The 10068-nt window shown below is 57.4% G+C and carries 7 protein-coding genes; 5 read left to right on the plus strand and 2 right to left on the minus strand.

Annotation, left to right across the window (positions count from 1 at the left end; genetic code table 11):
- Position 1 precedes the first annotated feature (1 nt).
- Positions 2-895, minus strand: coding sequence for a TauD/TfdA dioxygenase family protein (locus HX868_RS03085; RefSeq protein ID WP_177001868.1), 894 nt, complete (start codon positions 893-895; stop codon positions 2-4).
- Positions 896-1263: 368 nt separating this feature from the next.
- Between HX868_RS03085 and HX868_RS03090 the strand changes: the two genes are divergently transcribed.
- The 5 genes from HX868_RS03090 (at position 1264) to HX868_RS03110 (ending at position 7853) form a co-directional block, all read left to right on the plus strand.
- Positions 1264-1974 carry a GntR family transcriptional regulator gene (locus HX868_RS03090; RefSeq protein ID WP_177001890.1) on the plus strand — a complete coding sequence of 237 codons (711 nt, stop codon included), beginning with the start codon at positions 1264-1266 and terminating at the stop codon, positions 1972-1974.
- Between the two features lie 325 nt (positions 1975-2299).
- Complete coding sequence (locus HX868_RS03095; RefSeq protein ID WP_177001869.1) at positions 2300-3058, plus strand: DUF3050 domain-containing protein; 759 nt, start codon at positions 2300-2302, stop codon at positions 3056-3058.
- Positions 3055-4002: a diiron oxygenase gene (locus HX868_RS03100; protein ID WP_177001870.1), complete on the plus strand. Its 948-nt coding sequence runs from the start codon at positions 3055-3057 to the stop codon at positions 4000-4002. The genes HX868_RS03095 and HX868_RS03100 overlap by 4 nt, the downstream gene beginning before the upstream one ends.
- The gene (locus HX868_RS03105; protein WP_177001871.1) at positions 3999-7376 is read left to right on the plus strand and encodes an amino acid adenylation domain-containing protein; all 3378 of its coding nucleotides are present in this window, start codon (positions 3999-4001) and stop codon (positions 7374-7376) included. The genes HX868_RS03100 and HX868_RS03105 overlap by 4 nt, the downstream gene beginning before the upstream one ends.
- Before the next feature lie 18 nt (positions 7377-7394).
- On the plus strand, positions 7395-7853 hold the full coding sequence (locus HX868_RS03110) for an SRPBCC family protein (protein WP_177001872.1): 459 nt from the start codon (positions 7395-7397) through the stop codon (positions 7851-7853).
- 45 nt (positions 7854-7898) lie between these two features.
- Here the strand turns inward: HX868_RS03110 and HX868_RS03115 are convergent, their stop codons facing one another.
- Positions 7899-9779 carry a methyl-accepting chemotaxis protein gene (locus HX868_RS03115; protein WP_177001873.1) on the minus strand — a complete coding sequence of 627 codons (1881 nt, stop codon included), beginning with the start codon at positions 9777-9779 and terminating at the stop codon, positions 7899-7901.
- Positions 9780-10068 lie beyond the last annotated feature (289 nt).

The following is a 10068-nucleotide window of genomic DNA, read 5'->3' on the forward strand; positions in this document are numbered from 1 at the left end:
ATCAGAAAGGCGCGTCGCCCTGGATGGTGGTGCGAAACAGCTTGCGGCGCAGATGGCTCGGGCAACCGGCGGCCAGGTGGATCAGCGAGCGGTTGTCCCAGAACACCAGGTCATGGGGCTGCCATTGGTGGCGGTAGATGTTTTGCGGCAACACGCTGTGGGCGTAGAGTTGGGCCAGCAGGTCGCGGCTTTCGTCTTCCGGCAGGCCGACGATGCGCGTGGTGAAACCTTCGCTGACGAACAGTGCCTTGCGGCCGTTTTCTGGATGGGTGCGCACGATGGGGTGCACCACTTCGGCGACTTGGGCGAGCTGTTCGGGGGTCAATGTGGGGCGCCAGTTGCCTTCGAACTTGGTTTCGCTGTAGCGCGCGGTGTAGGAGTGCGCGGCGCTGCGGCCCTCAATTGCCCTGCGCAGGTGCTCGGGCAGTTGGTCCCAGGCCTTGTGCATATCGGCGAATAAGGTGTCGCCACCTTCAGAGGGCAACTCCTGGGCATGCAGCATCGAACCCAGGCTCGGCAGTTCTTTATAGGACAGGTCCGAGTGCCAGAACTTACCCGCGTCTCCCAGGCCGATGGACTGGCCGTTTTCGATGATGTTGGAGACGATCAGGATTTCCGGGTGGTTGGCCAGCAGGAACTGTTTGAGTACATGGATCTGCAGCACGCCAAAGCGGCGACTGAAGGCGATCTGCTGCTCGGGGGTGATACGCTGGTCGCGGAACACTACGACATGATGGTCCAGATGCGCGCGATGAATGCGCGCAAAATCCTGGTCGTTGACCGGTCGCGACAAGTCCAGACCAATGATCTCGGCGCCGACACTGCCAGACAATGGACGAATCTCGAAGGTTTGGGCGGTAGCGGTCGCTGTTGGAACAGTAGAGGTGGCGGACATGAGGTCACTCCCGGTCAGACAGGAGAGTGACTTTATAGATATAAGAACGGCAATTTAAATACCGTTAGCGAATATCGATATACAGGAATGTGCCGCCCAATCCCGGATCGGCTGGCAACCGGGGGGAATAAACCGCAGAGGTAGAGTGTTCAATAGATAGGAACTGCTGTTGCCATTGACGGCTCTTAAGCAGGCTTGATGAACCTGACTGTGTAAGGCGGCATAAATGCAGGCTGTGGGCGCGGGGAGCGCGATGTTGAAACGCTTACAAGCCGAAACTGTGCCCGTTTGACAAGCTTACGGGCAGTCTCTAGTGTGCATTGGATCCAATTAAGCACACCCATTTTAATAAGGAGGATAGCGTAACCGTGACGCAGAAGCCGACCCCTTTGAACAGCATAAAGATCAGCGGCCCTATTCCCGCCCATCTCGCTCGCTCAGTAATTGAAGAAACCTTGCGCAACGCCATCCTGGATGGCCGTTTACCTTGTGGTACTGCCATGCGCCAACAAGAGTTGGCGAGCCTGTTCGGGGTCAGTCGCATGCCGGTACGCGAAGCCTTACGCCAGCTGGAATCCCAGTCACTGTTGCATGTAGTGACCCACAAGGGCGCCGTCGTTGCACCGTTGATCGAAGACAATTCGGCCGAGACCTATGAACTGCGGATGTTGCTGGAGTCTGAAGCTCTGCGCCTGTCGATTCCCTTGCTCACCGAAGCCGATATCGTGGAAGCGGAGGCCTTTATTTGTGCGCTCGAACAGGAAAAAGACTACGCCGAAATTGGACGCCTCAATCGTCTTTTCCACATGGCGCTTTATGGCAAGGCCCCAAACCAGCGGCTGCTCAAATTGGTGGAGCACGGCTTGAACGAGGAGGAACGATTCCTGAGGTACAACCTTGAGGCCATGGGTTTGGGCGAGACGTCCCAGGAAGACCACCGCGAACTGCTGAGCCTCGTGGCGCAAAAGAAAACCCAGGAAAGCATCCTGACGCTGCGCAATCACTTGATGCGAGGCATGGAGGTGATCACGGCGTATCTCAATGGCTTGGATGCCCACAGCGAGAAAATCACGCAATAAGGTAATGAGCGCGCCTGTCCGGACCTTCCAATATTGCAGGGGCACTCACTGAGGTTAGTGCCCCCTGCGAAGAAACTTCCCACTGCGATCTAAGCAGCCAACTTACAACCTATATTATTTAGAAAAACTTCTAATATATTTGTAGTTCGCCCCTCTCTTTAACACGCTTATTATTTCTCATTACTTAACCACTCCGTTTGGCGTCACGGCGTCTATCGTTTTGCGCCCTGCGCGCCGGTAGTTGGCTTATACCTGCGCACGCCCGACTGCTGCAAACTCATCGCTGTTTATCCACAGCAGACGCAACAACTTATAGGCATCAACCATGCATCATCCTTCACTTGAAACAGCAAAAATGCAGTTATATAACCATTCGTTATTTTCAGAAATAACTTCCCTGCGCAAGTTACAACTTTTTATGGAAAGTCATGTATTTGCCGTCTGGGATTTCATGACCCTCGCAAAACGCCTGCAACAGGACCTGACCTGCACTCGCCTGCCCTGGCTACCACCTGCGGACCCGCAAGCAGCGCGGCTGATCAATGAGATCGTGCTGGGTGAGGAGTCAGACGAACATCCCGTGAAAGGCTATTGCAGCCATTTCGAACTGTACTTGGAAGCCATGGCGGAAGTGGGCGCCAACACCTCGTCCATCAACCACTTTGTTGCGCTGCAACGTCAAGGCCTGGGGGCCACGGCAGCCTTGCGTCAGGTCGAGGTTCCTACCGGCGTCAGCCGCTTCGTCAACGACACATTGCACCTTGCGTTGAATGCGCCGACCCATTGTGTGGCGGCCACCTTCCTGCACGGCCGCGAGCATGTCATCCCAGGGATGTTCGAACGCATCCTGCAATCTGATGATTTCATTCATCGTCAGGCGCCGACCTTGTGCGCTTACCTCAAGCGCCACATCGAGTTGGACGCCAAGGAACACGGGCCAGCGGCGCAGCAGTTGCTCGATCGCCTGACCAGTGCAGACCCGACGTATCCGCAACAGGCCAACGATGCCGCACTCGCTGCCGTGCAAAGCCGTCTCGCGCTCTGGGATGAACTTCAGGCCTCGCTGCAAGAGGTGCACCCATGAACGCCGGCGATTACCAAGCCATCGCCGATGACTGGGAGCGCCGCGCAACCATCCGCACACGGCCTCGACGCTTGCTGGAGAGCGATGACAAACTGATCTACCCGCTGTGCCGTCAGCCCCTGGTGCTCTGTTCGACCTTCCTTGAGCACTGCCCCCAGTGGCGCGATTTTGTACTGGTGCAGAGCTTTTACAAATTCATCAACGACGTGGTGATATTCGAGACCGAGATCGTCGACAAGACTGCACGCAGCATCGCCAAGAATCGCTTCGCGGTGCCCTTCCCGCTGGCCTGCCGCGTGGATGCGATGACCGTCGTCGTGGACGAGGATTATCACGCACTGGTTGCGCTGGATTTCCTGCAGCAAACCGTGGCCATGACCGGCGTACAACCGTTGGAACTGCCCACAGAAATAGAGTTGAGCCGCGCGCTGCCCACGGCACAGGCGTTGGCACCTGCTCATCTGCGCGATGCTGTCGCGCTGATTGGCGTGGCAATCGCTGAAAACACCGTGACCCACGATGTGGCGGCATTCGCCAAGGACACCAGCGTGAAAGCCTCCATCCGCGGTTTGATGGCCGACCACCTGTTTGATGAGGGCCGCCACGCTCAATTCTGGGTACGGCTCGTACGCCTGTATTGGCAAACCGCGAGCGATGAGGACCGCAATAACATCGCCAAGGTACTGCCGATTTTCCTGGCCCAGTACCTGACGAACGACCTGCAAAAAAACTTCGACCTGTACTTGATCGGACACCTCGACATCAGCGTCAGCCTACGCGACGCGTTACGCGCTGAAGTTGCGGCACAGGCCTTTCCTATCACCCGCCAGCACCCATTGATGGGCAATATCCTTGGCTTCCTGCAACACAGCGGTTTGCTGCAAACGCCGAGCGTGGCGCAGGCGTTGAGCGATTACCTGCCAGAGTCGGGGAGGGTGGCATGAGGCGGCTGAGCATTGGATTTACCGGCGCCAGCGACGCCTTGGAGGCCGTCAGACAAGCGCTGGAACAGTATGGGCATATCACGGGCAACAAGGGCGTCGACCTGTGCATCGATGACGGAGGTCAGTCGGTACAGGACAACACAAGCCCGACCCCAAGATTAAGCCTGCGTGTGGCCGTCGGCCCGGTAACCGACTGCGGGCTGCCCGCGCTGCAACTGCGCGCCTATGGGCCAGACCGAACGTTATTGGCAGTACTGGATATAGCCGATGAACCCAGTGGCAACGGTCAAAGGCTACGCCGGCGCGTCACCCGCGAATTAGTGGAATGGGCCACGCTGCACATCAGTGGCTTCTCGCGAGACCCTGGTTATTTCGAATTGAATGCGCTCGCCAATGGCTGGCCCGAACAAAGCCTGGAAACGCTGGAGGCGCTGGCATTCACCCATCGGTTCAATCACACCGCAGATCCTACTGTGATAGAGGTTGCCCGAGTGCCACTGATCAATCGGTTGCAGGCGAGCCTTCATACTTTTGCCGACCGGCCCGCATTGAAGATCGGTGCCAGTGAAGTGACCTATCGTCAGTTACATGCTCACGCACTGGCAATTCAGCAGCGCTTGCAGCCCTTGTTGGTGACGGGACAAACACCCGCAGTCGTTGGTGTCTGCCTGGAAAAAACCATCGGAGCGTACGCCAGCATTCTTGCCGTGCTGGGCTGTGGAGCGGCGTACCTGCCGTTGGATCCCGACCACCCTACTCAACGCCATCAGGCCATGCTTGAAAGCGCAGGCGCCCAGGTATTGCTGGACGCCGGTCAGCATCCATTAAGAGCGCGTTTCATCTCATTGGATGTCAGCAGCCATGATCTACACGACGTCGACCTCACACGGTCGTTGGCGAGCCTACACGGTCATGCCGATGCGCCCTGCTTGGTTCTCTTTACATCGGGCACCACCGGGCAACCCAAAGGCGTGTTACTCAGCCAAGCGAACCTGGCACATTTCACGGCCTGGTTCAGGTCCTGTGTGAGTCTGGATGAACAGAGCCGCGTCTTGCAGTTCTCGTCGTTGGGCTTCGACTCATCGCTGATCGATGTTTTCCCCGCCTGGATAGCGGGCGCCACGTTGATTGTCCCCAGTGCAGAGCAACGACAAGACCCTCAACAGCTTCTGGACCTGCTGCACCGGCAGCGCGTCACCCACGCCTTTCTTCCGCCTGCGCTGCTGAGCATCCTGCCGCCCGATCGACCGCTGCACCTGAAGCACCTGCTGACGGGTGGAGATGTGTGCGAACCCCATGTGATCGAACGCCTTTCAGCGCAGTGCCAGTTCCATAACCTCTATGGGCCTACGGAGGCCACAGTGCTGATCACCCATCGGACGTTGCGCCCCAGTGACAGCAATCGCAACGTCGGCCACCCCATCGCCAACAGCCAGGTGCTGATCCTCGATGAACACCTGCAACCGGTGGATGAGGAGGTGATGGGTGAGGTGTATATCGTCGGCCCCGGAGTTAGCCTGGGGTATGTGAACGCCTCGTCACAGGCTGCCAATCCTTTTGTGGAGCTGGCCGTGCCAGGCGGCCTGCCGCTGCGGGCCTATCGCAGTGGCGATCTGGCGCAGTGGACCGCCGACGGGATCGTGCTGGGAGGACGGCGAGATGATCAGGTGAAGATCCGTGGTTTTCGGGTAGAACCGCTGGAGATTGAGCAGTGTCTGCGCAGCAGTCGACTGTATCGACAAGTAGCAGTGGTGATCGACCGTGACCGCAGGATCCGTGGCTTTGCCGCGCAACCTGAACCAGGAGCCAGCATGAAGGCGCTGCAACAGCATGCACGGCAGTGGCTGCCGGACTACATGCAGCCCGGCGCCTGGGATGAGCTGCCACGCATACCGTGTTCCAGTAACGGCAAAATCGACCGTGAGGCGTTGCTGGCACTCCCGCTCCAACCCACTTTGCCGACAGCCCGCAGCACTGCACGAACCCCACTTCAGATTCAACTGACCCGCTTGTGGGTCGAGCTGCTGGCGTTGCCCATGGATGAATTGTCTATCGATGAAAGCTTCTTCGACCTCGGCGGCCATTCGATTTTGCTGTCGACGCTCTTGCTGCGTTTTCGCGAAGAATTCGGCCGTAGCTTTTCATTAAGCCACTTCATCGAGGCACCGACAATTCGTACGCTTGCAGCATGGGTGGAGAATGGCGAACGACCCGAAACACACGCCGGCCAGGCGATTCGCGACGCTCAACAAGAGGGGTCGCTCAACACGCTGCCCGAAACTTGCGCGGGCGATCCTTACAAAATGATCGTTACGGGGGCCAACAGTTTTGTGGGTGTCCACATCGTCGAAGCATTGCTTGCAACTGGAGCAACCAAAGTAGCGTGCGTGGTACGCGAAAAATCTGGAGAGTCGGCAATGGCGCGATTCATCCAAGCGTTGCGCGAATATCACCTGGAACACCTGGACCTGAGTAGAGTGCAGGTACTTGCCGCTGATGTCAGCCTGCCTCGATTGGGTTTGGCCAACGATACCTATGAGGCACTCGCCAAAGATTTTGGGGTGTTGGTACACAACGCGGCACAGGTCAACCACGTGATGGACTACGCGTCGCTGAGCCGGGATAACGTTGTCCCCATCCTCGAATGCCTGCGCCTGTGCGAGACGCACTGCAAGAAAACCTTCAACTTCATCTCGACGCTGTCGGCTTCGAGCAGTATCGACACCCAAGGCTATGTCCTCGAAGCGCCCGCCGCGACCGCACTGCCTCTGTACATCAGGAATGGCTACAACCTGTCCAAATGGGTCGCCGAGCGGCAATTGGGACGTGCCGTGGAGCGCGGAGCCTGGGTGAACATCCATCGTCCCGGCAACATCAGTTTCAACAGTCTCACGGGCGTCTGCCAGCCTCAGAAAAATCGCCTGATGTTGATGCTCAAGGGATCACTGCAATTGGGCCTGCTACCGAAGCTGTCGCTGAACTTCGACCTGATGCCGGTGGACTTCCTGGCACGCTTCATCGCATTCCATTGCAACCGTTTTCAAGCCGACAGGAATGTGTTCAACCTGCACAACCCCCAGCCATTGAGTTGGGCGCACTACCTGGATGCCTTTAGCCACGCGGGACACTGTTTCAAGCGGGTAAGTGTGGCGCAATGGCAACAATCGCTACGAACGGTCAGCCAGGACAACGCACTGTTTGGCGTACTTGGTTTTTATCTCGACCGCCTCGACGAAGACATCAGCGACACCTCAATGATTCGCCACGACAACGCGCGCCAGGGTGTCCAGCAGATGGGAGCCCGCTATCCCGAAAAAGACCCGGCCCTCTTGAGTAAGGGCTGCAACTACCTGGAGGCCATCGGCTTTCTATGAACGCCTCAGGACGACCTTATGAAAACACTGCAACCCGATACGTTAATTCGCAACCCGATCGGCCTGCCGATAGTGGCCGCTACCGAGGTCGACTGCCCTGCCCCCCAGCTATGGGACGTGGTGGGACAATTTGCCGGCTTCAATGTGTTCATTCCTGCGCTGACGCATATCGAAATGATGGGTACAGGCGTGGGTGCCTTGCGGACAAAGTTTTTCCGCGATGGCAACTGTGTGGTGGAGCAACTCAATAGCCGGGACGAGCAGGCCATGCAGATGACCTGGACCACAATCTACAACACCCTCGGTGTGGCCAGGCTATGGGCGGCGATCTGTGTGGAGGCCCTAGGTACGCGGCGCTCCAAGGTGACATGGACAATAATTGCCGAGCCCATCGACAGGGCAGACACAGGGTTTGAACAGTTTGTGCAGGGTTTCGCCGATAGCGCCCTGGAGAATGTCCGGGGGATACTGGGATAAGCGGCAGGAGCGAGATGGCCAGCTCCTGCCTGATCAGTCAGCGGGTCAGATCTTGAAACTGTCGACCAATTGCTTCAGTCGATTAGCCTGCTGCGACAACGCATCGCAATCTTTCAGGGTTTCGTTGAGATTGGCCACGCCCTGCTGGTTCAGCAGGTTGATCTGATTAATGTCGACGTTGAGCGTTTCCACCACGGCCGTCTGTTCTTCAGTCGCCGCCGCGACAGACTGGTTCATGCCGTCGATCTCGACAATCCGCTGCGTTACGCTGACCAGGCGCTCACCGGCTTGGTTCGCGACCTCAACGCTTTCTTCGCTGGAGGTTTGGCTGGCGTTCATGGTGGTGACCGCTTCACGCGAGCCCACTTGCAGCGAAGTGATCATTTTGTGGATCTCTTCGGCCGACTCCTGAGTGCGGTGAGCCAGGTTGCGCACCTCATCGGCGACCACTGCAAAGCCTCGGCCAGCCTCTCCCGCACGGGCCGCTTCGATGGCGGCGTTGAGTGCCAGTAGATTGGTTTGCTGTGAGATGCCTTTGATCACATCAAGAATGTGGCCGATGTTGTCGGTGCTGGCGTTGAGGGTCTCGATCTGAGTGCAGGACAGGCTGATCTTCTGCGACAGCTCCGACATTGCAAGGATGGTTTGCTCCACCACTTTGCGCCCATCGTCGGCTTGCTCACTGGCGCCGCTGGCGTGCTGTGAAGCGTCGGCGGCGTTACGTGCGATTTCCTGGGTGGCAGCGCCCAGTTCGTTGATCGCTGCTGCCACGCTGTTGGTACGCGCGCTCTGCTCGTCGGAACCGATGATCGAGGCATTGGACGAGGCCATCACACGCTGGGACAAATCGTGCACTTGCCGGGTTGCGGAAGACACCTCCGAAATCGAAGCGTGAATGCGTTCTACGAACTGATTAAAGGCACTACCCACTTCGCCGAACTCGTCCTTGCTGGTCACAGCGAGACGGCGGGTGAGGTCACCCTCCCCTTGGGCAATGTCTTGCATCGCTACGCCCATGGTGGTGAGGGGGCGCAACAAGACTTGAATCAGCAAACTCAGGAGCACGGCAATCGCGACCACAGCGATCAACATGGCAATCAGCGCGGAAGTACGGAACTTGCCCAACGGTGCGTAGGCTTTGTCTTTATCAATCGACAGACCGATGTACCAATCTGCGCCGGGCAATCCACTTATGGGGGTAAACGACAGAATGCGATCCTGACCATTGAGGACGACATCCTGGTTGACCTTCTCGATGCGTAACTGAGTACCAGGGTAAATGTCCTTGAGGTTCTTCATCACCTGGTCCTGATCAGGACTGACGATGACTTGGCCATCGCCGCTGACCAGGAACGCATGGCCGATCCCACCGAAGTCTACCGAGTTGATGATCTTCACCAGAGTCTGCAGGCTCAGGTCGCCACCGACTACACCGAGCAATTCACCATTCTTCTTCACCGGCATGGCGATGGTCACGATCTGACCGCCTACGGCGGCCATGTAGGGCGGGGTAAGCATGGGCTTATCTGCCGCTACTGCCTGTTTGTACCAGGGGCGCTGACGAGGGTCATAACCATCGGGCATTTTTGCGTCTGGACGCTGGGTGAACACACCGTTGGTTTGGCCAACATAGGTGAACTGGAAGTTAGAGGTGAATGCCGGTTGATCGACCAGACCTGGGAGGTCGGCGCCACTGCCTTGGTGGGCAACGTTTTGTGTGAGGCTTTCGAGTACCAGTATTCGCCCACTGAGCCAGTTCTGCACACTGCTGGCGGTGAGCTCACCGGATTGCTGGATGGACGACTCCAGGTTCTGCTTGATAGTGCTGCGTTGCAGATAGTCGTTATAGAGGGTGAATAACGCGAAGGCCAGAACCACGACGCCTGACGCGGCCAGCAGAATTTTATGACTGAACTTGAGATTCATTTCATCGACTTCTTTTTGCCAAAGGGGGGTGAGCGTGCCGAGTGGAACATTCCATGTAGCGGTATAGGCGGACTCTCGGGCCGCTCTATTTCGGTGCACGCATGGCTCGTCAGGCTTTCGGCCAAGGCTTGGCAAATCTTAGGGTTTTGTGAGGTGTTTCCTCTTTTTACGTAGGAAACCGACCAGCGGTACGCCCTGCGTTGCGCCTTTTACCCCTTAAAACGACAAAACCCCTGTCTGCGTTAGCAGACAGGGGTTTCGGAATTCAATCTTGACGATGACCTACTCT

Source organism: Pseudomonas reactans, from assembly GCF_013385825.1.
In the GTDB taxonomy this organism is placed as follows: domain Bacteria; phylum Pseudomonadota; class Gammaproteobacteria; order Pseudomonadales; family Pseudomonadaceae; genus Aquipseudomonas; species Aquipseudomonas reactans.

Coding starts and splice junctions, on each gene's coding strand:
- HX868_RS03085 (WP_177001868.1), bottom strand. CDS start 895: ATGTCCGCCACCTCTACTGTTCCAACAGCGACCGCTACCGCCCAAACC.
- HX868_RS03115 (WP_177001873.1), bottom strand. CDS start 9,779: ATGAATCTCAAGTTCAGTCATAAAATTCTGCTGGCCGCGTCAGGCGTC.
- HX868_RS03100 (WP_177001870.1), top strand. CDS start 3,055: ATGAACGCCGGCGATTACCAAGCCATCGCCGATGACTGGGAGCGCCGC.
- HX868_RS03105 (WP_177001871.1), top strand. CDS start 3,999: ATGAGGCGGCTGAGCATTGGATTTACCGGCGCCAGCGACGCCTTGGAG.
- HX868_RS03095 (WP_177001869.1), top strand. CDS start 2,300: ATGCATCATCCTTCACTTGAAACAGCAAAAATGCAGTTATATAACCAT.
- HX868_RS03110 (WP_177001872.1), top strand. CDS start 7,395: ATGAAAACACTGCAACCCGATACGTTAATTCGCAACCCGATCGGCCTG.